The organism is Pseudomonas sp. GL_139_B, from assembly GCF_057834475.1.
On sequence record NZ_CM174403.1, the window covers coordinates 1,138,225 to 1,160,980 of the forward strand.

The window sequence follows — 22,756 nt, forward strand, 5'->3', positions numbered from 1 at the left end:
TCGGGATATCAGTGAACATCATTGCCCCGTTCTCGGGTGGTGGTTGATCAATCGACATACGTCACATGCCTGGCCATCAAATTCGGTCGCTCAAACGTGTCAATGCTGGCGACGCGTTGATGCATCACCTTGACCGCCTGCTTGAACGTTGCATCCTCCATGTCGATCCAGAAACGCGGGTTGCGGCCGGCGAGGCGGTCGTATTCGGCGGTGGTGGGGTCGAGGTGGCGGTATTGCTCGTATTGGGGCAGGTCCGGCAAGGGGCGGCTGACGTCCATGTAGTTCTGGATGAAATCCCACAGGGCGCACGCGGGTTGCGTCTCGGGACCGGGGCAGAGCAATGCGCCGAAGTTGATCATGATGTTGCGGTAGCGGTGGGCAAGGTAGAGCACGTTCAGCGGCATGCCCTGACTGTCCGGGGACGTGGCGATGTAGGCGTCGAACTCGTAGAACGGCGCGGTGAGTTCACCGATGGTGCCGTTCTTTTTGTATTCACCGTTGTTTTTGTAGTCGAAGACAGTGACCAGGCCGGTGCGGCGGTTAAGTTCCCAGATGGGGCCTCGGGAGGGTTTTATCCAGAGGTTGGGGAAGTGTTTGATGACTAATGAGCCGATTGCCCAGCATAGAAGTGGTAGGCCGAGAATTAAGGAGAAAAACTCGACAAACCAACTTCTTGTTGCTTCCCATACAGGCTCTGTTCCAGTTGAAATATCTAACAAAAATATAGGGGTACTGACAATTAAAAACAAAAAGAACAAAAAACGCCCCCCGCCTGACATGTACATCCAGAAGTGTGAGCTTGCGGGAAGGAGGGCATATCTAAAGCGTTCGTGGTCATCCCTGATGTGAAAATCAATGTCTTCAAACGGACTCGGAGAGTAGGTCTCTGTTGCAATTTTCTCTTCACGCTCTTTCTTGAATCCTTCATAGAGACGGAGTTTTTTGGGTGAGAATTTTTCGAGAAGGTTTACAGATGTTACGTCCTCTGCATTGCCCCAAGGCAATCTGACCTTGGCAAAACGCATGATCCACGACCGTTCAGTTGAACGTTCTTGCTGAGGTACCTCACTCGCCCCGTAGGCAGTTTGGGCGTACCACGATTCATTGCTCATCAGTTACTGTTCCGTGATTTGTTTGACACTTCGTCTGCCCAGTAAATTTCACCCTCACTGCCGAAGCTGGGTTTGTTGTGGGTGGCGTCAAATGGCGTGCCATCTTTGGGCGGTGGCGCAGGAAAGTGCCATAGCTGACCTTTCTGCTCCAATACACACTGCGCTCTCACTTGCCATTGTTGTGCAATGCCAGATGAACCGGTGACCGAATCGAAGGCGTAACTTGGCGGGGTTTCGAAATACAGTTCCAGACCTTGCGGTAGCAGTCTTTGCGCTTTGGGCGAGACGAGTTGGCTATTGATCAGTTTTTTGAATGGCACGGTTTCACTTTTAATGCGCCCGCCTTTGAGTTCGAACGTATTGAGTCGGCAGTGAGTATCGATATTGATCGCGCCCAGGTGAGTAACCAGACCCGGCAAGTTACTTTCTACGCGAATGCAGGTGTTGGACGAGATCACCTGAAACGGCGTCTTGGCGTGAATGTCATGTTTGGCGTTGGGGACGAATTCCGGGTTGCTGCCGATGTTGATGCGAATGTCGGCAAACAAACTGATCAGGTAGTAGAAGCCGCGCTGCGGATCCAGCAGGTGCACATTGTCGGCGTGAATTTGAGTGCCGAAAGGGCCATTGACCAGCCATTCTTCGATGGGCTTGTCGGTGAGCCACCAGGCCAGTCCGGCACCGATTACGATTAGTATCAGTGCCGCCCAGCCCCCCGGACCCAAACCCAGAAAAGTGACGGTAGGAACGACCAGATTGCTGAGCGCGCTGATAGCACCACCCATGGCCATCATCAGATATGCCCAACCGGCGTCATCGCCCCATTTCCACGCGTACCAGGCGTCGTACAAGCTTATGGCCGTAAAAACTAGCCCAGAACCAATTTGCGCAAGTATTCGACCGGTAAACTCCTTTGCCAAATACTCGGCTACTCGAGAGCTTAAGGTTCTCGCGGCCTCATCTGAAATAGTAAAAAGTATCTTGCGGCCAGCCGCCCAAACGGACTCGGTACCGGCAAGTTTCACCGTCAACATCTCCAACGCTATAGCTAGATCAACACCGGCTCCAAACATAGATAGACGAAATCGAACTGAACCTTTCTCCCGCGTTACCTGCTCCCGCCCCTGCCACTCCATCCGCACATTCCAAACCTCCAACATCAAAACCCCCGCCGCAAACGGCAGCGAGCCCAACACCCGATAAACCCGGCTATTCGCCAACCCCGCATGCTCATCCACACTCTGCTGCAACGCACCTGTCACTCTCGCGTTGTCCGTCCCCCGAACCTCCAAATCCGCTTTATAAACCGCATTAATCCGCTGATTCAGCGCACTAAGATTGCGCACCGTCGGGTGCTCCACCGGCATCGCCAGCAGTGTGTGATCACTGCCTTGAACCCGGGAAGGCGTCTCGAACGCATCAACATTTCCCGCCTTCATCGGCTGACCCCGAGCACTCAAATACTCCCCCATCACCCGCCGTGGCCGTTGCTCGCCGGACGGCACATCGGACAAACCAAAGATGTAGTACCGCTGCGGGTCAGCATCGCGGCGGTTGATGAAGTGCGCCTCGCCAAAAGTCTTGGGCATCAAGCTGCGCAACAGCCCCACGCCAAGCCCATGCAGATAGGCGCTGGTGGGTGCGACGTTCGCGCTCTGCGCCCCGGACGGTTTGTTCACCGCGCTGCTGGCGGTTTCAACAGCGCCCGCGCAGTTTTCGTAAATGCTGACCAACGTCCCGACTGCCGCTTTCGATTGGCCGGTAAGCGTGCTGTTCAGCGCGCCGCTGGCCAGCAGGCCTTCGAGCAAATGGCCGTCGAGGTGTTCGACCTGCGGGTAATAAGGCCCGGGGTCGCTTTCGAAGACGGCGAGGTGATCGGCGCGCAACCGTCCATCACCCTCGTTAACCGTTTTCTCGCTGGGCGGCACGTAAGGCGCGGCCAGTGCGGCGTCATCGACGGCGGGCCACAGCATCACATGCAACGGGTGCGCCGGGTCGTGGGCGATGTCGTTGAGCAATGTCTGGCCGACGCTGGCCTGCGGGCTGTAGAGGCTCAACCCGGTCACGGCGTTGGTGGCATCGCCGTTGCTGGCCAGCGGATCGAGTTGCGCGGGCACGGTGGCGAGGGCCGCAAAGGTCTGGCTGACGGCAAACAACGCGGCGAGGTAGTCAAAACTGTCCAGGCTCAAATGATCGGCCAGGGTTTGCTGCGTCACCGGTTGTTGCAGGCACTCGGCAAGCAGCGCCTGTGCCATGGTCAGTTGTTGCCAGAGCAGGGCGCGTTCAGCGGTGGCGGTGAAGCGGTTGATGTCGCGGCGACCCGCCTCTTTCACTTTGTCGAAACAGGCGTGCAGCGGGTTTTTCTGACCGCCAATGTTCGCCGGCACGATCAGTTGCTGCACCAGTACGGCGCTGGCGTGGTGTTCGTGAAGGCTGGCGCGCTCGGCATACAACGTCAGCAATTGCTGCTGCAGGTGGATCTGTGAAAGCAGATGACGCAAGCGGTAACGAGGGTCTTCAAGTAACACGCCGCACAAACGGCGTTGGCGAGCGGCTTCCAGCACATCGACGACGGTGGGCTGGGGTTGCCAGAGATCCGCTTCATCGGCGATCGGCGTTTCACCACGTAATTGGCTCAACAGCGTGGCGAGACCATCGGCCCAGGCACTGCTTTCGAACGTGGCAGGTAAGGACGGCGTGATGCCTTGCTCCCACAGATCAAGACACGCCTTGGCTTCGGTTTTACGCTGTGCCGCGAATTGTCCCGAGAGGTCGCACACGTAACGCCCCGGATGGTCGAGCAGGTATTCGAAACCGCTTTGGCGTGCTCGTTGTGGGGCGATCAGGCTGACCGGAAAGGCCCGCTCGGCGAGGTTGCGCCAGGTGACGGTGGCTTTCGTCGCGCTATCGGACGCTTGTGCGTCCCACGCGTTGATGCCGCTGAAGGCCTCTAGCATCGCCTGCCCATCGGGTTTCTCGTCGAAAATCCGTTTGAATGCGTGGCTCTCGCATTGCAGCGCCGGGCTTTGACAACGCTGGGCGCGTAACGCCGGGTCTTCCTCCAGGCGTTTGAGGCGGGCAGCGCTGAGCTGGATGTCGCTGAAACACAGTTGCACCGTTTCGGCGGCTTGATTATTCCAGGTGGCGGGCAGCCAGATGTCGCTGAGATCGACACCGCTCGGTTGTCGGTAATCGCCGCTGAATCCGTCTTTCTGGCAATACGTCTGTGGGTCGACGTCGCGGTAAGTTGTGAGCTCCCCATCCTGTTGTACTTCCAGTTCACGCCAGAGGCGATCGCGGTAAAACACATAGACATAACCGCTGCGGCACAAAACCGGCGTGCCCTGGTCGTAGCGGCTGCGAGTGCCGGGCAGCGCGGCGAAAGGCAGGATCGGCACGATCTGATTCCATTGCACTTCCAGTTGACGCGGGGTTACGCGCACGTCATCCAGCAATGGCAGACGAATGGGCGGTCCTTGAGTGGTGTCGATTTCCAGCCACAGTTGATGCTTGAGTTGTGCCGACCATTCCCACACAAACAGCTCGCTGTGGACGCTGGTCGAACGCTCAGTTTCGAGCACGACCTCATCAGTCAGGGCCTGGAGTGGTTCGAGGCCCGACTGATCGACGATCAGCAGTCGCTGGTTTTTCGCATGGGCAGTGCCAATGACCTGAACGATCAGCTTGTCGGACTCGCAGCAGGGGCCGTCACTCAGCCTCCCGAGGCGCTTCATGATTGGGCCTGCGTGCAGTGGACGTTCAGAAAGTCGCTGATGGCGTCACTGTTGTCGATGCCTTGGCTCAACGCTTCTTCCATCAATTCATTGGCGTGCACAAATGAGCGCCCAGGATGTTGCTGCCACCAGTCATAAAGAAACTGTTCGGTGCGCTGGCGAATCAAAGCGTCTTCCTGGGTGACGCTCAGGGACAAATCCCTGTGTGTGCGTTCAATGCTCCAGTCTGTCGCATGGGGGTTGGTGAGCTGGTTCCAACCGGTTTCCCCTGCGGCCTGGGCGGCCCACGTCGCACCGAACCAGCGCAGGCGCGTGATTGGTCCCAGCCATAGGCTGAGGTCCTGCGCCGTACAGGCGACAAAAAAATAGCTGGCGACGGTTGGATTGCTGTAGCGCAGGATGCCTTTGCGTTGTTGATCGAATTGAACGAACAAAATCTGTCGCAAGTGAGCAAGTACGGAGGGTGTGTCACAGGCGCTTTCGATCAGCAGCCCGGGCCATTCCAACGGGGTTTGCTCGATCGCTTGGGTGAGCGTTGGCTGATTGTTCAGCCTGACCAGCAGCGGGCTTTGCTCGGCGAAACTGTTTAGCGAGGTGCTGGCGAACAGCTTCTGGGTATCAGGATGGGTCGCCAGGCTGTACAGGGTTTTGAGCTGAGCGGCAGGGCGTTCAAGCAGAATCCAGGTATTCATGATCGAGCTCCATAGCCCAAGGCTTTGCGGCATTGGCAGTCGCTCAGCGGGCAGTCCATTGGTGTTCCACCGCTGGGCATCTGGCAGAGTTCAATCAATGCTTCGTCGCCGAGTAGTTGTTTGAGGAGTGCGGTTGAGACCGTTTCGGGTAGCGGCGGTTCGGTCGTTTCGAGACTGATCGGGGCGGCGTTCATCAGGGGCATCGGTGCTCCACCGACCTGAATCGGCACGCTACTGAACAGCCCTGCGGAATTGATCGTGATCCAGGCGCCACTGACCTGAAGGGTGACGCTGGCGCCGCCATCGATGACGACGTGCTGCCCAGCACCAATGTGCACTTGCTGCTGGGCGCTCAAGCGCTGATTGGTGACGCGAATATGGCGGTCGCCGTGAACAGTCAGGTGATCGTCCTGCCTGATTTCAGTCAGCCGGTTACCGTGGGTGACGTGCTGTTCTTCGCCTCGCAGTTCATGACTGGAGTTGCCGCCAACGACGATGCTGCGCTGGTTGTCGACCTGTACTCGCTTGTCATTGCGCACGTGCTGGACGAAATCGCGCTGGGCGCGAACGGAAATTTCCTCAAGACCTTTGCGATCTTCGATTCGCAGCTCGTTGTAACCGCCACCGCCGGGGCTGCTCTGGGTTTTGAACACGCTGCGGGTTTTGTCGGCGGGCAAGTCGAGCGGGGTCGGGTTAGCGCCGTTAGGCAGGCAGCCGACAATCAACGGTTTGTCCGGGTCGCCTTGATAGAAGCCGATAATCACTTCCATGCCGACCCGAGGAATCAACACGCTGCCATAACGATCATGGGCCCAGCCGCTGGCTACCCGGACCCAACAACTGGAGCGATCGTTTTGAGCACCGTCACGATCCCAAGGAAACTGAACACGTACGCGGCCGTACTCGTCGCAATGGATTTCTTCGCCGGGTGGGCCGCAGACCACAGCATGCTGGTAGCCGTTGATCGTGGTTTTTGGGTGGTCGAGTGCAGGTCTGAAGGGCACGTCCCACGGTGTGGCGAGAAAGGTGTTGCGGTAGCCCTGAGAAAACTCGTCACTTGAGACCGTGGTGATCGACTCCTGGAGCACTTGTGGCTGTTTGCCGATGTGGGTGACTTCGGTCAGCAACCACAAGTCATTCCACTCCTGGCGCGGGTGGTCGGTCAGGGACAGGAAGTGACCACTGAGCAGCATTGGCTGGTCGCTGCTTCCAGCGGCTTGTCGATAATCGCTGCGGTGCCGCTCAAGTGCTCGTCGGGCGCGGTGCTTGCCCTGTTCGCGGTCGGTGAAATGGCCGGGGAAGCCGTAGTCTTCGAGTCGCAGAGGCGAAAGATCTTTCGCACCGCTCTCCAATTGCAGAAAAGGCTTTTCGAAGTCGTAGTCGCGGCGGGTCACGCCAGTGCTGCGAGTTTCCATTGTGACGGAGAAGGTCTTGATCACCGGGGCATCGGCGACCATCCCGCTGTCCTGCAGGTAGGCAGTGGGGTGGTTGAGTCTGGGGAACACTGTTTGATCATCGCCAAACACCAGCACATGCCCCTCGCGGCTGTGCTCAAAGTGGTAATGCAGACCTTCTTCTTCGCAGAGCCGCTGCAGGAAATGCAGGCAGCTCTCGCCGTACTGGACGCAATAGTCCCTGGGCCGGTAGTCCGTGCCGAGGGCAAAACGATAGGCATCGCCGAGGATTCCTTGGGCTTCCAGTACCTCGGCGATGATCTTTGGCACGCTCAATTTCTGGAATATTTTGTGGTCGAAACGGTTGCCCAGATAGGCAAGACGAGGCATCAGGCTGAGCTGATAGTGGGTCAAGCGCTTGCCTGAATCGCCCTGGCCGACGCTATAAATCTGACCGTGAATTCCGGCGCCGTGGCGATCAAAGCCCAGGAATGCCGGGCGATGCAGAAGGTTTTCCAGATCCAGGTCGGGACGTTCGCTGACCAGTTTCAGATCGAAGCGAAAGGGTTGGCTGATGGCTTCCTTGCCGGTGAACTCAAGGACTTGCAGGTCGTGGGCGAAACCTTCGATATCCAGGAGGAAAGACGGTTGATTGGCAGGGCTGAACATCACACATCCCTTGTGCTGATTTAGAAGGGCGGGAATGTGAATGAGTGAATGCGGGATTGATGCAGGACAATTCTTTTCCTTGCGTAGGAAGAGTTTTTATTTGGAGGGATTTTTCTTTTATGAGGTTTTCCTCTATTTGGGGCTGTCAAAAAGGAACTGAAAGGCATTCAGTCCGCCGGGCGGACTGCCGTTTCCAGCCGTTTGCCGTTATACTCGCCGGCTTTCAAAAGTTCGCCAACGAGTGCTGCCCGCCATGGAAATCAACCCGATCCTTAACAGTATCAAGGACCTGTCCGAGCGCTCCGAAACTATTCGGGGGTATCTTTGACTACGATCAAAAGCATGAGCGTCTGACCGAAGTCAATCGCGAGCTTGAAGATCCGTCTGTCTGGAACAACCCGTCGTACGCTCAGGAACTGGGCCGCGAGCGCTCCTTGCTGGCGCAGATCGTCGAAACCCTCGACGAAATGCATTCCGGCCTGGCTGACGCCAAAGACCTGCTGCTGATGTCCGCCGAAGAAGAAGACCAGGCCGCCGTCGATGACGTCGCCGCTGAAGTCGAGCGCCTGCGCGAGTCGCTGGAAAAACTCGAATTCCGCCGTATGTTCAGCGGTGAAATGGATGCCAACAACGCCTACCTGGACATCCAGGCCGGTTCCGGTGGCACCGAGGCTCAGGACTGGGCCAACATCCTGCTGCGCATGTACCTGCGCTGGGCTGACAAGCGCGGTTTCGATGCGACCATCATGGAACTGTCGGCTGGTGAGGTCGCCGGGATCAAGGGCGCTACCGTGCACATCAAGGGCGAATACGCCTTTGGCTGGTTGCGTACCGAAATCGGCGTGCACCGTCTGGTACGCAAGAGCCCATTCGACTCCGGCAACCGGCGTCACACCTCGTTCTCGGCCGTGTTCGTGTCGCCGGAAATCGATGACAACATCGAAATCGACATCAACCCGTCGGACCTGCGCATCGACACCTACCGCTCCTCGGGTGCCGGTGGTCAGCACGTAAACACCACCGACTCGGCCGTACGTATCACCCACGTACCGTCCAACACTGTGGTCAGTTGCCAGAACGAACGCTCCCAGCACGCCAACAAAGACACCGCGATGAAAATGTTGCGGGCGCGCTTGTACGAGCAGGAAGTGCAGAAACGCAACGCCGCTTCCCAGGCTCTGGAAGACACCAAGTCCGACATCGGCTGGGGTCACCAGATTCGCTCGTATGTACTCGATGCGTCGCGAATCAAGGATTTGCGCACTAACATCGAACGCAGCGACTGCGACAAGGTGCTCGACGGCGACATCGACGAATACCTGGTGGCCAGCCTGAAACAAGGCCTGTAAACCATGCAATACGGGATCGCCTGACCCACGCGATCCTCTGTAGGAGCCGGCTTGCCGGCGATCCCCAGGCCGCAGGCCTGGGGGCAACGAACCCGTGATGGAATATTTAAAGACATGAGCGACCTAGAACTCGACCCGCAAGCCCTGCAACAGGAAGAAAACTCCCTGATCGCCCTGCGCAAGGAAAAGCTTGCTGCCGAGCGCGCCAAGGGCAACGCCTTCCCGAACGACTTCCGCCGCGACAACTACTGCAATGACTTGCAGAAACAGTACGCGGACAAGACCAAGGAAGAGCTGGCAGAGGCTGCAATTCCGGTCAAGGTTGCCGGTCGCATCATGCTCAACCGTGGCTCGTTCATGGTGATCCAGGACATGACCGGTCGCATCCAGGTTTACGTCAACCGTAAAACCCTGACCGAAGACACCCTGGCTGCGGTGAAAACCTGGGACATGGGCGACATTATTGCCGCCGAAGGCACCCTGGCCCGTTCCGGCAAGGGCGATCTGTACGTCGAAATGACCAGCGTGCGCCTGCTGACCAAGTCGCTGCGTCCGCTGCCGGACAAGCATCATGGCCTGACCGACACCGAACAGCGCTACCGTCAGCGTTACGTTGACCTGATCGTCAACGAAGACGTGCGTCAGACCTTCCGCGTACGTTCGCAAGTCATCGCGCACATCCGCAGCTTCCTGATGCAGCGTGACTTCCTGGAAGTCGAAACGCCGATGCTGCAAACCATCCCGGGTGGCGCAGCGGCCAAGCCGTTCGAGACTCACCACAACGCGCTGGACATGGGCATGTTCCTGCGTATCGCGCCTGAGTTGTACCTCAAGCGCCTCGTTGTTGGCGGTTTCGAGAAAGTCTTCGAGATCAACCGCAACTTCCGTAACGAGGGCGTTTCGACTCGTCACAACCCTGAGTTCACCATGTTGGAGTTCTACCAGGCGTACGCCGACTACGAAGACAACATGGACCTGACCGAAGAACTGTTCCGTGAACTGGCGCAGCTGGTTCTGGGCAGCACTGACGTGCCTTACGGCGACAAAGTGTTCCATTTCGGCGAACCGTTCGTGCGTCTGTCGGTGTTCGACTCGATCCTCAAGTACAACCCTGAGCTGACCGCTGCCGACCTGCAAGACGTCGACAAGGCTCGCGCCATCGCCAAGAAAGCCGGCGCCAAGGTGCTGGGCTTCGAAGGTCTGGGCAAGCTGCAAGTGATGATTTTCGAAGAACTGGTCGAGCACAAGCTGGAGCAGCCGCACTTCATCACCGAGTACCCGTTCGAAGTGTCGCCGCTGGCTCGTCGCAACGATAACAACCCGAACGTCACCGACCGTTTCGAACTGTTCATCGGCGGCCGTGAAATCGCCAACGCCTACTCCGAGTTGAACGACGCGGAAGACCAGGCCGAGCGTTTCATGGCTCAGGTCGCCGACAAGGACGCGGGCGACGACGAAGCCATGCACTACGACGCCGACTTCGTTCGCGCGCTGGAGTACGGTATGCCGCCAACGGCGGGTGAAGGCATCGGCATCGACCGTCTGGTGATGCTGCTGACCAACTCACCGTCGATCCGCGACGTGATCCTGTTCCCGCACATGCGGCCGCAAGCGTAAGTGTTTCAATTAAAAAGCCGCCTTCTCAGGCGGCTTTTTATTGCCTGTCTGGTACAAACGTATCAATTTGTTGCTTTCATCTGAGAGGAAAGACCTGTCGTGAATCATGCATTGGCTCAAGAAGGTGCCGCGGGTATCGCCACCGCGGTCGCTGAAAGTGTTCAGTACCAGGGTCGCAAGGCTAGCCGGCAGGGCAGCGAGCAACGTCGACAGGTCATTCTCGATGCGGCGATGCGCATTGTCGTGCGTGATGGCGTGCGGGCCGTGCGGCACCGCGCGGTAGCGGCCGAAGCGGGTGTGCCCCTGTCAGCGACCACCTACTATTTCAAGGACATCGATGACTTGCTCACCGATACCTTTGCTCAGTACGTGGAGCGCAGTGCGGCGTTCATGGCCAAGCTGTGGGTGAACAACGAAGGCCTGCTGCGCGAGATGGTGGTCAGCGGTGACGGCAGCCCGCAGGCGCGCTCGAAACTGGCGGACGATATTGCACGGTTGATGACGGACTATGTTCACCGCCAACTGCTCAGCCGTCGCGAGCACTTGATGGCGGAACAGGCCTTCCGCCAAGAGGCTTTGTTGAACCCGCGCCTGGCGGTATTGGTGCGTGCGCATCAGCAAATTCTTCTCCAGGGTACGCGCCAGCTTTTCGAGGTATTGGGTTCGCGTGAGCCACAAGAGGATGCCAAAGTGTTGACGGCGATTATCGGACGGATGGAATATCAGGGCCTGCTCAACGACGCCGAGCCTGTGGGTGAAGAAGAAATGCTCGGTATCCTCAATCGTTACATGCACTTGGTACTCGCGTCGGTGTAGTTCCCTGTGGGACTGCGATCCTACAGGGTTAGTGGTCGCTTGAGGACTGCGTTGTGTTCATAGGGAGTGTTGAATGAAAGCCTGGCGCGTCGTGGTGATCGCCTTGTCGTTCCTGCTGCTCAGTGGCTGCCTGGTGACCTTCAAGGAACCTCTGCCCGCCAGCGAGCCCGCGCCCAAAGGTTTGCTCGGCAAATGGACCAGCACCAACGCGTGGGGCGAGCCGATGAATCTGGAGCTGAGGCGCATCGGCGACAATCGCTATCAGGCAATCAGCTACTTCAAGGCCAAACCCGGCGAGCGTGAAGCGTATTCTTTCACCGTCTCGCGTCATGGCAGCCGCTGGTATCTGTCGGCGAAGGTCCCGGCCAGATTCGGCGGCCATTTCACCATTGCCGGTTTCGAGATCACGGATAAGCATGAACTGGTGGTCTACAACCTCGATATCGAGCAGATCAACCAGGCCCGCGGACAAAAAGTCTTGAGCGGCGAAGGCTTCCAGACCGACGACGGCGACGGCGTATTGATCAACAACGAGATGGACCAGGTCTTCAGCTACCTCGACGATCCGGCCAATTCCGATGTTTTTGTCGAAGCCGTGCGTTATCAGCGCCTGGCCAAAAGCAAATAAACCCAGCACATAACGGTTTTTCTACAGGAGTTACGGGTGGACGATTACCAGCAGACGATACGCATTTTGTCCGATCGCATTGTGCTGGCGCAGACGCCGATTCGCGTCCTCGATGCGGTCAAGTGGGACGACAGCATTCGCAAGGGGTTCCTTAAGGCCAAGGGCAAGGAAATGCCGGCCATTGACCGTGATTACTACCTCAATCGGCCACTGTCGTTCGACTCCAGCAAAGTGAAACTGGAATTCCAGAACATCGAACGCGACATCACCCGTCAGCTCGGCCAGTTCAACCCGGTCGGCCAGATCATGCGCCGCATGTGCAAGGAATACCGGATGGTGGTGCGCATGCTCGAAGCGCGCGGCACCGAGGATTTCGGCCTGATTTCCCAGGAGCTGTACGGCGCTGCATCCGACGCGTTTCACGCCGGCGACCCGACCCTGGCTGATCTGGGGTTGATGCTTTCCGATTACTTGAACAACATCGATGGCCGTGGCGATCTCAAGGATGAGCCAAAAATCCTCACGGCCAAGGAAGCCGTGCACCTGTTGCAAACCCGATTGAACAAGGTGTTTGGCGAGGCCGAAGAGACCATTCGGGTATTTGAGTCCGACGGGATCGTCGCCGATGCGGCAGCCGGCGCCGACTACATCAAGATCCGCGCCGACGCCATGTTCAACGATCGCGACGTCCGTGCCCTGGAAGTGCACGAAGGGCTGGTGCATGTCGGCACCACGCTCAACGGCTTGAACCAGCCGATCTGCACTTTCCTGTCCAAAGGTCCGCCGTCGTCGACAGTGACTCAGGAAGGCCTGGCGATCCTGATGGAAATCATCACGTTTGCTTCCTACCCGAGTCGTTTGCGCAAACTGACCAACCGCACCCGCGCCATTCACATGGTGGAGGAGGGCGCGGACTTCCTGCAGATCTTCGAATTCTTCCGCGAACAAGGCTTTGAAATGGCGGAAAGCTACGGCAACGCCAGTCGGGTGTTCCGCGGTTCAGTGCCAAACGGCCTGCCATTTACCAAAGACTTGTCCTACCTCAAGGGCTTTATCATGGTTTACAACTACATTCAGTTGGCCGTGCGCAAAGGCAAGCTTGAGCAGATTCCGCTGCTGTTTTGCGGCAAGACCACGCTGGAAGACATGCGCACACTGCGTCAGTTGGTTGATGAAGGGTTGGTGGTGCCGCCGAAGTATCTGCCGGATCAGTTCCGCGACTTGAATGCGCTGTCGGCGTGGATGTGCTTCTCCAACTTCCTCAATCACCTGAGCCTGGACCGGATCGAAGCGGATTACTCCAACATCCTCTGACGACACGGACCACTGTGGGAGCGGGCTTGCCCGCGATTGCGGACTAACATTCAACACCTCTGTTGTCTGACACACCGCTATCGCGGGCAAGCCCGCTCCCACATTTGATCTGTATCCCAATCCATTACTGCGAGGTTTCAACGGATGAGATTCCTCGGCATTTTTTGCCTGCTTCTGACCCTGGGTGGTTGCAGCTCCCTGCTGTTCTACCCTGAGCCGGGTCAGCTGTTCACCCCGGAAAAAGCTCATCTCGAATACCGCGACGTCACCCTTGTCACCGCTGACGGCCTCAAGCTCAACGCCTGGTGGTTGCCTGCCAGGAAAGGTGTCGAAGTCAAAGGCACGGTGCTGCACTTGCACGGCAACGGCGGCAATTTGCCGATGCATCTGGGAGGGAGTTATTGGTTGCCTAAAAACGGCTATCAAGTACTGCTGATCGACTATCGCGGCTACGGTTTATCCGAAGGCAAGCCCAGCCTGCCGGAGCTCTATCAGGACATTGATGCCGCGTTCAAATGGCTCGATCAGGCACCTGAGGTCAAAGGCAAACCGCTGATCCTGCTCGGCCAAAGCCTTGGTGGTTCGATGGCTGTGCATTATCTGGCTCAACACCCCGAGCGCCAGAAACAACTCAAGGCGTTGGTCCTTGACAGCGCGCCCGCCAGCTATCGCAGTGTCGGCCAATATGTCTTGAGCACCTCATGGCTGACCTGGCCGTTCCAGGTGCCGTTATCCTGGCTGGTGCCGGACGGTGACAGCGCAATCAACTCGATAGCGCAGCTCAAAGGTGTGCCGATACTGATCTACCACAGCATCGATGATCCGATCGTGCCCCTTTCCAACGGCATCCGACTGTATCAAGCTGCGCCGCCGCCACGTGTGCTGCAACTGACCCGAGGCGGTCATGTGCAGACATTCGTCGACCCGGTCTGGCAGAAAGTCATGCTGCGTTATCTCGACGATCCGCAGCATTTCAACGGCCTGCGCCGCTTGGGTGAAATCCCCAATTACCCGGTACCCCCGAATTCAGAAGATGAACCACCAGAGAGCCCGCAATGAGTGAAGAACGTAACGCCATCCCGCTGATCATCACCGGTATCTGCAGCATCCTCGGCACCGTTGGCGCCTTGTGGTACTACGGCTACCTGCATTTCGCCAAGCCTGAGGATGCGTTGCTGCTCAGCGACTTCACCATGCTCAAGACCGTGCCGGGCGAAGACTACAAAGTCTCCCTGGAGCCGGCGGCGCAAGTGGCCCAGTGCATTGATGGCGTGCTGGTGTTGTTCGACACCGAGCAAAAAGGCCTGACCGGCGTGTTGGTCAACAACAAGAAAAAAGCCGTGCGTTGCATGGGGCAGGAAACCCCGCAGAAGCTGGAGCAGTAACCCCATCCTGCATTCACCATCACTCCTACAGGGGGCTGTGTTTGGCCCAATGAAAAGCCCCGCCTGATCGACTCAGTCGGGGCTTTTGTGTTTCAGCAGATGTTTCTTAGTTCGAACTCACCGCCGAACGCGGGATCACCGGCTGGTTGTCATTGGAAATGGTCACCTCAACCCGACGGTTCATCGCCCGGCCCGAAGCGCTGGAATTCTCCGCGACCGGGAATTCCTTACCGTAACCCTGAGCGACGATGCGCGCAGGATCAACGCCCATCTTCACCAGCGCCGCGCGCACGGAACCGGCTCGACTCTCTGACAACGACAGGTTGTGGCTCTCAGTGCCGGTGCTGTCGGTATAACCCTCGACGATCACTTTTCGGTTTGGGTTTTCCGAGAGGAACTGCGCCAGTTCGTTGATGTTGGTCAGACCGCTGGATTTCAGGTCAGCCCGGTCGGTGGCGAACAACACATCACCAAACGTCACCAAGGTGCCTCGGTCCGTTTGCTTGGCGTTCAGGCTGTTCTGCAACTGCTGGATCTGTGCATCACGCGCATCCAGACGCGCCTGGGCACGTTGTGCCGAAGCGTTTTTCTGGTTGGCTTCAGCGGTGCGCAGAGCGATGGTCTGCTTGGCCACTTCAACGCGCTGATTGGTCAGGTAAGCCAATTGGTCGACCGTGGCCTGGTTTTCCTTGTCCTGGTACGCCTTGTCGGCTTTGTCCAGGTAATCACTGGCGTCTTTGGTTTCGAGTGCCGCGACTTTACTGGCTTGCGGGTTGGCTTGCAGGCTGCTGTAGTTGATACGCGCCTGTTCCAGGTTGGCGTTGGGCGGGGTGGAGCAGGCGGCCAGGGCAACGCTGGCGGCGAGGAGAGCGGGGATCATCAATTGTGTACGCATAGTCGTTCGTCCTTTCTATCGGTAAGCGCTTAAGGTCTGGGGCTGGATGCGTGCTTACTGCACGGTGCGCTGACTTTCCTGACGCAGTTCCTGAACACCTTTCTGAGAATCCTTGAGTGTCTGTTCAGCTTTCATCGCCTGAGCCTTGCGTTCAGCAATGCGAGCGTCCCACTCGGCCTGTTCGGCGAGTATCCGGGCTTCGTCATATTTTTTGTCGTGCATGGCGATTTCGGCTTGTTTGAACTTGTCTTGCGCGGATTTCATCTCCACCGCCGCAAATTCGGTGCCCCCGGCACTGACCGCCTCGTTGACGGCGGATTGGGTGACGGCGTATTGCTCGGTTGGCGGTTTGCCTGCGCAACCGGCCAGAACGAAACTGCTGCCGATGGCCAGGGCCGCCAGTTTCAGACCGCGCACGTGGGTGAATGAGGTGTTGGCAGTTCGGGTTTTCATGGTCTTCAACTCCATTGGAATAACTCCTGAAAAACTTGAATATCCATCCTGGTCTGGAGCCGTAGGCGACGTACGTGATGCGCGAAATGAAACGACCGTACCAGGCGTGGTTACTGGGTACGACCGGAGGCATTTTTTAAAAGTTCAGAGAAATTGATTCTGCCGGGGAAAAAGCAGGCAAGGCTCTAAATCGGGAACTTTGGCGGTGAGAGGCGGTATTCCCGAGTGTTTTTACGCGGGAAACACACCATTTTTGAAGCGATATAGAACCCCTGGGGGAGCGAGCCTGCTTGCGATAGCGGCCTGACATTCGACACTTTTGTCGTCTGTTACTCCGCCATCGCGAGCAGGCTCGCTCCCACAGTTTTAAATCGTCTGGATCAGTGTTTTTGCTTGTCGTTGCCCGTCGCTAAATCGTGCAAGTGACGCCGGGACAAGGCGAGAAAACGCGGTGTGGGACCTACATCTTCGTACAGTGGATCACCCTCTTCGTCAGTGGCCACAACGGTCGAGCCCTTCACGTAGGGAAAGCTTTTTTCGAGCTCTTCCAGAGCGGCGCCGATCAGCTCGCCGAGCAGTTCTTCGGGTTGGCGTTTAGGGTACATGTCAGTAATGGCCGCCAGCCGTGCGGCGGCCTCCACGTCCAGATGAATCGTGTAGCCCGTTTCAGTCAGGCGACCTTTGGCGTTTTCTTCCCAATGCTGGGCAAGCTCGCGAATTTTCATAGTGACCTCGGTGCGTTCCTGCTCGTGGCAGGCCATGTCAGTGACCGGCAGAGGCCGGCGAAAGCCGTTGTGTGGCTTTCTCTTCAGACTAGCTTCTGCGCACGGAGTTTAAAGTCGCTTCGTCGTTTGCTTGTAAGAAAGGCTTTACGGCGGCACTCTTGGGGGCAAAGCATGATGTTCATGGCCGCCCGGATTTTTGCTGGAGAACTGCAGATGACCGATATTGATGCACGCTTGCGCGAAGACGTTCACCTCTTGGGTGAGCTGTTGGGCAATACCATTCGTGAGCAGTACGGGGACGGCTTTCTCGACAAGATCGAGCAGATCCGCAAGGGCGCCAAGGCCGACCGACGCGGTTCGATGGACGCCGAACTGAGCGCCAGCCTCAACCAATTGAGCGAAGACGAGTTGCTGCCGGTGGCGCGGGCGTTCAACCAGTTTCTCAATCTGGCCAACATCGCTGAGCAATATCAGCTGATTCACCGCCGCGAAGCCCCGCAGCCCGCGCCGTTCGAGGCGCGTGTGTTGCCGGAACTGCTCGCACGCTTGCGCGCCGAAGGCCACAGTGCCGACGCCTTGGCCCGGCAATTGGGGCGGCTGGAGATCGAACTGGTACTGACCGCGCACCCGACCGAAGTCGCGCGTCGCACATTGATCCAGAAGTACGACGCGATTGCCGCGCAACTGGCCGCGCAAGACCACCGCGACCTGACCCCGGCCGAACGCGAGCAGATCCAGGCGAAGTTGCAGCGCCTGATCGCCGAAGCCTGGCACACCGAAGAAATCCGCCGCACCCGTCCGACGCCGGTGGACGAAGCCAAGTGGGGCTTCGCGGTCATCGAACATTCGCTGTGGCAGGCTATCCCCAATTACCTGCGAAAGGCCGATAAAGCCCTGTATGACGCTACCGGCCTGCGTTTGCCACTGGAAGCAGCGCCCATTCGGTTCGCCTCGTGGATGGGCGGCGACCGCGACGGCAATCCCAACGTGACCGCTAGCGTCACCCGTGAAGTATTGCTGCTGGCGCGCTGGATGGCCGCCGATTTGTATGTGCGCGATGTCGATCAACTGGCAGCCGAGTTGTCGATGCAACAAGCCAGCGAGGCATTAAAAGCCAAGGCCGGGGACAGCGCAGAACCGTATCGCGCCGTGCTTAAACAGCTGCGCGAACGCCTGCGGGCAACGCGTAATTGGGCACACGCCTCTTTGACGACACGTACTGCGCCACCAGCCGATGTGTTGCAAAACAACCGCGATCTGCTGGATCCGCTGGAGCTGTGCTACCACTCGTTGCATGAATGTGGGATGGGCGTGATCGCTGACGGGCCGTTGCTCGATTGCCTGCGTCGGGCGGTGACCTTCGGCCTGTTTCTGGTGCGCCTCGATGTCCGTCAGGACTCGTCGCGGCATACCGCAGCCATGACCGAAATCACCGACTACCTGGGCCTTGGTCGCTACGAAGACTGGAGCGAGGACGAGCGCATCGCCTTCTTGTTGCGCGAACAGAACAACCGTCGGCCGTTGCTGCCGGCGTATTTCAAACCGTCGGCCGATACCGCCGAAGTGCTGGCGACCTGTCGGGAAGTCGCCGCCGCGCCCGGCGCATCGCTCGGTTCGTATGTTATTTCCATGGCCGGCGCCGCTTCCGACGTGCTCGCCGTGCAATTGCTGCTCAAAGAGGCTGGCGTGCTGCGGCCGATGCGCGTGGTGCCGCTGTTCGAAACCCTGGCGGACCTTGATAACGCCGGCCCGGTGATCGAAAAACTGTTGCTGCTGCCGGGCTATCGTTCGCGCTTGCAAGGCCCGCAGGAAGTGATGATCGGCTACTCCGACTCGGCCAAGGACGCCGGCACGACGGCGGCGGCCTGGGCGCAGTATCGGGCGCAGGAACGCTTGGTTGACATCTGCCGCGAGCAGCAAGTGGAACTGCTGTTGTTCCACGGTCGCGGTGGCACCGTGGGGCGCGGCGGCGGTCCGGCGCATGCGGCGATTCTGTCGCAACCGCCGGGTTCGGTCGCAGGGCGTTTCCGCACCACCGAACAAGGGGAAATGATTCGTTTCAAATTCGGCCTTCCAGACATCGCCGAGCAAAACCTCAATCTGTACCTGGCCGCGGTGCTGGAAGCGACCTTGCTGCCTCCGCCACCGCCGGAGCCTGCCTGGCGCCATTTGATGGACGAATTGGCCGCCGATGGCGTCGAGGCGTACCGCGCCGTGGTGCGTGAGAACCCGCAATTTGTCGAGTATTTCCGCCAGTCGACGCCGGAACAGGAACTGGGGCGATTGCCGCTGGGCAGCCGTCCAGCCAAACGTCGCGCCGGTGGGATCGAAAGCCTGCGCGCCATTCCATGGATCTTCGGCTGGACCCAGACACGCCTGATGTTGCCGGCCTGGTTGGGCTGGGAAGCCGCGTTGAGCAAGGCGCTGGAGCGCGGTGAAGGCGAGTTGTTGGGGCAGATGCGTGAGCAATGGCCGTTCTTCCGTACTCGTATCGACATGTTGGAAATGGTGTTGGCCAAAGCGGACGCCGATATCGCCCGATCCTACGATGAGCGCTTGGTCGAGCCGGATTTGCTTCCATTAGGTGTGCATTTACGCGACCTATTGTCGCAGGCATGTGCCGTGGTCCTGGGGTTGACTGGTCAGTCGCAGCTACTGGCACATAGCCCAGACACCCTCGAATTCATCCGCTTGCGCAACACTTACCTCGACCCGCTTCATCTATTGCAGGCGGAGTTGCTAGCCCGTTCTCGACAACAAGACGTGGCGCAAGGCAGCCCGGTAGAACAGGCGTTGCTGGTGTCTGTGGCGGGGATTGCTGCGGGTTTGCGAAATACCGGCTAAGGTTTTTGCCGTGGGGCGAAGCACTCGGCGCGGGCGTCGAGTGCCTGTGGGCGGGGGGCTGAAAAGGTCGGGCAGGCGACAGTTAATGATGGGGTTGCGACTTGGGGCACTCCATCGAAAGGGCGAGTCAGGCGGCAGTTTCTCCGACTTTCGGCGGCTTGTGTGGGCAGGAACTGCTGTGTATCTTGATCAGCCTCTGGCCGTTTGGGCGGCCACGACCCCTATTTTGAGATTGGCCCCACGAGGCGAATCTGACGTTATCCATATAAAAATTGAGGAGCACATCGATGCGCGTCATTCTGCTGGGAGCTCCCGGGGCTGGTAAAGGTACTCAGGCTCAGTTCATCACCGAGAAATTCGGCATTCCGCAAATCTCCACTGGCGACATGCTGCGTGCAGCCGTCAAGGCCGGCACCGAGCTGGGCCTGATCGCCAAGAGCGTCATGGACAGCGGCGGCCTGGTCTCCGACGACCTGATCATCAACCTGGTCAAGGAACGCATCAGCCAGGCCGATTGCGCCAACGGTTTCCTGTTCGACGGTTTCCCGCGCACCATTCCTCAGGCTGAAGCCCTGGTGAAGGCGGGCGTTGAGTTGGACCACGTGTTGGAAATCGACGTCAAAGATGAAGACATCGTTCAGCGTATCGCCGGCCGTCGTGTTCACGAGGCCAGCGGCCGCGTGTACCACATCGTCTACAACCCGCCGAAAATTGCCGGTAAAGACGACATCACTGGTGAAGAGTTGGTACAGCGCAAAGACGACACCGAAGAAACCGTGCGTCATCGCCTGTCGGTCTACCACGCCCAGACCGAGCCTCTGGTGAAGTTTTACCAGGAGCTGTCCGCCGCTCAAGGCAAGCCGAAGTACAGCCACGTTGAAGGTGTTGGCTCGGTTGAAGCGATCACCGGTAAAGTGCTTGAAGCACTGAGCTAAAAAAACGCTTCATCTTCTACGGCCCGCTTGCGGGCCGTAGTTGTTTATACTGGCGCACTTTTTCTGACCTCTCTTACGGAAACATCGATGAGCACCTTGCTGGCCCTGGACACCGCGACTGAAGCTTGCTCCGTTGCCTTGCTGCATAACGGTAAAGTCACGAGCCATTACGAGGTGATCCCGCGCCTGCATGCGCAGAAGCTGTTGCCGATGATTCAGCAATTGCTCGCCGATGCCGGGACCACCCTGCAAGCGATTGATGCCATCGCTTTCGGTCGTGGGCCGGGCGCGTTTACCGGTGTGCGAATCGCCATCGGTGTGGTTCAAGGCTTGGCGTTTGCCCTGGATCGTCCGGTATTGCCGGTGTCGAACCTGGCGGTACTGGCGCAACGCGCGTATCGCGAACACGGTGTGAGCCAGGTCGCAGCCGCCATTGATGCGCGGATGGATGAGGTGTATTGGGGTTGCTACCGCGAGACGGCGGGGGAGATGCTCCTGGTTGGCAATGAAGCCGTGTTGCCACCGGAAGTGGCGGCGTTGCCGGCGGATGCCAGTGGCGATTGGTTTGGCGCGGGGACGGGTTGGGGGTATGCCGAGCGCATTGCCGTGAACCTGGCCGGGCAGGACGCGGGCATGTTGCCGCATGCCGAAGACCTGCTGTCGCTGGCTCGATTTGCTTGGGAACGCGGTGAGGCGATTGTGGCGGATGAGGCTCAGCCGGTTTATCTGCGCGACAAGGTGGCGACGCCTAAGGCGCGTTGATTACTCGATACCGAGTTGGTTCTATCGCGAGCAGGCTCGCTCCCACATATGCGCCGTTCACAAATCCCTTGTGGGAGCGAGCCGGCTCCGGGCGGCGTACCGACGATGGCGATTTGCGCAACGTAGCCAATCGTCAGTTTATTACCCCGGGCTTTAAACCTTTTCCCATTTCTGTGTTCTAGTTATCACCGAGCGGTTTGCGAAGTGGGCAATGCGCCACTAGACTGCCATCATTGAAACCGGACATGTACTCATGCGTATAGACGGCGTTTCCTCTCAGTCCTATCCCATCAAGCGCAAGCCTCGCAAAGGCCCTGTGGCGGAAGACGATTACGTCGATATCGACGGTGAGCTGGAAATCCCCTCCGAAGAGCAAATGACTGCCCGTGCTGCCAAAGCCTCTGCCCAACGCCTGAGCAATTTCCCCGTTCGTCAGCAAGACATGATCTACCCGCGCGCCATGAGCAAAAGCGTCGCCACGGCACTCGCCAGCTACCTGAGTACGGCCAGTTTTGTCGATTGGGATACGGATGTGCTGGGCCTCGACCTGTACATCTGATGCTGTTGCCTTACTACCTCGGCTGCCCGTCCTGGAGTGAAAACGCCTGGCGCGATTATCTCTATCCGCCCGACGCGAAACCCGCTGAATTTTTAAATCTCTATACCCAAATATTCAACGCCGTAGAAGGCAATACGACCTTCTACGCGAGCCCGGCTGTCGCCACGGTACAGCGTTGGGCTGAAACCATGCCCGAACACTTTCGTTTCACGGCCAAGTTCCCCGGTGACATCAGCCACGGCGGTGACCTGCGCGAGCAACTGACCGCCGCTGAAACCTTCGTGCAATTGCTCAGCCCCCTGGGCGAGCGGGTTTCGCCGTTGTGGCTGCAATTGTCGAAAAGCTTCACGCCGCAGCGATTGCCCGAACTGGCTGCTTTCATTGATGCGCTGGAGCGACCGTTGGCTGTCGAGGTGCGCCATGACGCGTTCTTCGCCAAGGGGGATGCCGAGCGAATGCTCAATCGCCTGCTGCTGGATCGTGGTGTCGAGCGCATCTGCCTCGATCCGCGCGCGCTGTTCAGCTGTACGACTACCGATTCGTCTGTGCTCCACGCCCAATCGAAAAAGCCCAAGGTGCCGCCACGCCCGGCGGCGTTCACTCAATTCCCGCAAGTGCGTTTCATTGGCCATCCGCAGTTGGAAGCCAACGATACGTTTCTGCTGCCGTGGGTCGAGAAAATCGCCGCATGGATTGAAGAGGGGCGCACGCCCTACATCTTCCTGCACACCGCCGACAACTTGCTGGCCGCCAAACTGGCGCAGCGTTTTCACGCACAACTGATGCTGCGTTTGCCTGGCCTGCTGCCGCTGCCTGAGCTATACAGAGAACCCGCAGCGGAGCAACTTGGCTTGCTCTGAGGCGGATTCGTTC

19 protein-coding genes are annotated in these 22,756 nt (G+C 58.4%); 12 read left to right on the forward strand and 7 right to left on the reverse strand.

What is annotated here, in order from left to right; translation table 11 throughout:
• Positions 1 to 47 precede the first annotated feature (47 nt).
• Genes AC3ISI_RS05040 through AC3ISI_RS05055 form a run of 4 tightly spaced genes read right to left on the reverse strand, consistent with a single transcriptional unit; the run spans position 48 to position 7,601 of the window.
• Positions 48 to 1,112, reverse strand: a complete 1,065-nt coding sequence (locus AC3ISI_RS05040) for a hypothetical protein (protein ID WP_489335738.1) — start codon at positions 1,110 to 1,112, stop codon at positions 48 to 50.
• Entirely contained in the window at positions 1,112 to 4,846 is a 3,735-nt protein-coding gene (locus AC3ISI_RS05045; protein WP_489335739.1) for a toxin VasX, read from the reverse strand. Before AC3ISI_RS05045 ends, AC3ISI_RS05040 begins: the two co-directional genes overlap by 1 nt.
• Positions 4,843 to 5,538, reverse strand: a complete 696-nt coding sequence (locus tag AC3ISI_RS05050; RefSeq protein WP_489335740.1) for a DUF4123 domain-containing protein — start codon at positions 5,536 to 5,538, stop codon at positions 4,843 to 4,845. The genes AC3ISI_RS05045 and AC3ISI_RS05050 overlap by 4 nt, the downstream gene beginning before the upstream one ends.
• Positions 5,535 to 7,601, reverse strand: coding sequence for a type VI secretion system Vgr family protein (locus tag AC3ISI_RS05055; protein WP_489335741.1), 2,067 nt, complete (start codon positions 7,599 to 7,601; stop codon positions 5,535 to 5,537). Before AC3ISI_RS05055 ends, AC3ISI_RS05050 begins: the two co-directional genes overlap by 4 nt.
• A gap of 253 nt (positions 7,602 to 7,854) precedes the next feature.
• Here AC3ISI_RS05055 and prfB point away from each other — a divergent pair.
• The 7 genes from prfB to AC3ISI_RS05090 all read left to right on the forward strand — a co-directional run bounded on the left by prfB (position 7,855) and on the right by AC3ISI_RS05090 (position 14,710).
• Positions 7,855 to 8,950 (forward strand): peptide chain release factor 2 gene (prfB, locus tag AC3ISI_RS05060; RefSeq protein WP_150630852.1). Its coding sequence is split into 2 segments (ribosomal slippage): positions 7,855 to 7,926 and positions 7,928 to 8,950, totalling 1,095 coding nucleotides; the frame shifts between segments, so codons are not numbered across the junction.
• Positions 8,951 to 9,064: 114 nt separating this feature from the next.
• Positions 9,065 to 10,567 (forward strand): lysine--tRNA ligase, encoded by a 1,503-nt coding sequence (gene lysS / locus AC3ISI_RS05065; protein WP_489335743.1) that lies wholly within the window; start codon positions 9,065 to 9,067, stop codon positions 10,565 to 10,567.
• Positions 10,568 to 10,666: 99 nt separating this feature from the next.
• Entirely contained in the window at positions 10,667 to 11,383 is a 717-nt protein-coding gene (locus tag AC3ISI_RS05070) for a TetR/AcrR family transcriptional regulator (RefSeq protein ID WP_489335744.1), read from the forward strand.
• 73 nt (positions 11,384 to 11,456) lie between these two features.
• Positions 11,457 to 12,011: a hypothetical protein gene (locus AC3ISI_RS05075; protein WP_489335746.1), complete on the forward strand. Its 555-nt coding sequence runs from the start codon at positions 11,457 to 11,459 to the stop codon at positions 12,009 to 12,011.
• A gap of 36 nt (positions 12,012 to 12,047) precedes the next feature.
• Positions 12,048 to 13,325 (forward strand): flavohemoglobin expression-modulating QEGLA motif protein, encoded by a 1,278-nt coding sequence (locus tag AC3ISI_RS05080; RefSeq protein WP_489335747.1) that lies wholly within the window; start codon positions 12,048 to 12,050, stop codon positions 13,323 to 13,325.
• Between the two features lie 144 nt (positions 13,326 to 13,469).
• Positions 13,470 to 14,384 (forward strand): alpha/beta hydrolase, encoded by a 915-nt coding sequence (locus tag AC3ISI_RS05085; RefSeq protein WP_489335748.1) that lies wholly within the window; start codon positions 13,470 to 13,472, stop codon positions 14,382 to 14,384.
• A complete protein-coding gene (locus AC3ISI_RS05090) occupies positions 14,381 to 14,710 on the forward strand; it encodes a PA3694 family proteiin (RefSeq protein WP_489335749.1) in 330 nt (109 codons plus the stop codon). The genes AC3ISI_RS05085 and AC3ISI_RS05090 overlap by 4 nt, the downstream gene beginning before the upstream one ends.
• A gap of 106 nt (positions 14,711 to 14,816) precedes the next feature.
• Here the strand turns inward: AC3ISI_RS05090 and lptF are convergent, their stop codons facing one another.
• From lptF to AC3ISI_RS05105, 3 genes are all read right to left on the reverse strand, one after another.
• Positions 14,817 to 15,605: a lipotoxin F family OmpA-related lipoprotein LptF gene (gene lptF / locus AC3ISI_RS05095; protein WP_489335750.1), complete on the reverse strand. Its 789-nt coding sequence runs from the start codon at positions 15,603 to 15,605 to the stop codon at positions 14,817 to 14,819.
• 54 nt (positions 15,606 to 15,659) lie between these two features.
• A complete protein-coding gene (locus tag AC3ISI_RS05100; protein WP_489335751.1) occupies positions 15,660 to 16,073 on the reverse strand; it encodes a DUF4398 domain-containing protein in 414 nt (137 codons plus the stop codon).
• A gap of 365 nt (positions 16,074 to 16,438) precedes the next feature.
• A complete protein-coding gene (locus tag AC3ISI_RS05105; RefSeq protein ID WP_489335752.1) occupies positions 16,439 to 16,783 on the reverse strand; it encodes a pilin assembly protein in 345 nt (114 codons plus the stop codon).
• A 213-nt stretch (positions 16,784 to 16,996) separates the two neighbouring features.
• Here AC3ISI_RS05105 and ppc point away from each other — a divergent pair, with 213 nt between their 5' ends.
• The 5 genes from ppc to AC3ISI_RS05130 all read left to right on the forward strand — a co-directional run bounded on the left by ppc (position 16,997) and on the right by AC3ISI_RS05130 (position 22,743).
• Positions 16,997 to 19,627 (forward strand): phosphoenolpyruvate carboxylase, encoded by a 2,631-nt coding sequence (gene ppc / locus AC3ISI_RS05110; RefSeq protein WP_489335753.1) that lies wholly within the window; start codon positions 16,997 to 16,999, stop codon positions 19,625 to 19,627.
• Positions 19,628 to 19,914: 287 nt separating this feature from the next.
• Positions 19,915 to 20,562 carry an adenylate kinase gene (gene adk, locus AC3ISI_RS05115; RefSeq protein ID WP_223511964.1) on the forward strand — a complete coding sequence of 216 codons (648 nt, stop codon included), beginning with the start codon at positions 19,915 to 19,917 and terminating at the stop codon, positions 20,560 to 20,562.
• Positions 20,563 to 20,649: 87 nt separating this feature from the next.
• On the forward strand, positions 20,650 to 21,324 hold the full coding sequence (tsaB, locus tag AC3ISI_RS05120) for a tRNA (adenosine(37)-N6)-threonylcarbamoyltransferase complex dimerization subunit type 1 TsaB (protein ID WP_489335754.1): 675 nt from the start codon (positions 20,650 to 20,652) through the stop codon (positions 21,322 to 21,324).
• A gap of 253 nt (positions 21,325 to 21,577) precedes the next feature.
• Positions 21,578 to 21,883 (forward strand): hypothetical protein, encoded by a 306-nt coding sequence (locus AC3ISI_RS05125; protein ID WP_489335755.1) that lies wholly within the window; start codon positions 21,578 to 21,580, stop codon positions 21,881 to 21,883.
• Positions 21,883 to 22,743 (forward strand): DUF72 domain-containing protein, encoded by an 861-nt coding sequence (locus tag AC3ISI_RS05130; protein ID WP_489335756.1) that lies wholly within the window; start codon positions 21,883 to 21,885, stop codon positions 22,741 to 22,743. Before AC3ISI_RS05125 ends, AC3ISI_RS05130 begins: the two co-directional genes overlap by 1 nt.
• Positions 22,744 to 22,756 lie beyond the last annotated feature (13 nt).